The following is a 600-nucleotide window of genomic DNA, read 5'->3' on the forward strand; positions in this document are numbered from 1 at the left end:
CTGCTTTTTTTCGGCGGTCTAAAATTTCTGTCCGCTACGCTGCGCGCTACGCGCACAAAAAAAGCCGCCCCAAAGGGCGGCTAACTCATTGATTTTATTTGTTGTGGGGGCCTGCATCAATCAAGAACCTACAATCATCGCGCATATTTAATTGTTCGGCATAAGTAGCTGCGGGGGGGTGCCTTGAATAGCTTCTGCAGAAACCCCTATAGACCGACCGGCTTGTTGGCTTTCTCAATCTAATGACTTCGCCTAGTCAGAATGTGGCGGTTGTTCATTGGATGTGGTGGGAAGCGAAGGAGTATACCGCACATAGCGAAAAGCCACCTCGCGGTGGCTCTTTTACAGGCGCATCGCTTCCACGAAGTTGGAGGGCGCGTGTCCTTCGCTTTCAGCAACCTGAGTTATCTTCACCCCAAGGCGTCAGCGTCTTACAGAAAGTGGCTCCTTCAATCTTGGCACCTTTTAAGATTGCCGTGGAGAGGTCTATTCCACTCAAGTTGGCACCACTCAAGGTGGCATTCTCCAAGTTGGCCCTCCCCAGGTCGGCACCACGCAAGCTGGCCTCACTCAAGTTGGCAAAACTCAAGTCGGCATTCT

General features: G+C 51.8%; 1 protein-coding gene. It reads right to left on the reverse strand.

The window, feature by feature from the left end; all coding sequences use genetic code 11:
• Nucleotides 1–391 precede the first annotated feature (391 nt).
• Nucleotides 392–600 (reverse strand): pentapeptide repeat-containing protein (locus QF629_13045; protein ID MDP6014444.1); only part of this gene is annotated, 209 nt, incomplete at its 5' end.

The organism is Alphaproteobacteria bacterium, assembly GCA_030739735.1.
Lineage (GTDB): Bacteria > Pseudomonadota > Alphaproteobacteria > UBA7887 > UBA7887 > UBA7887.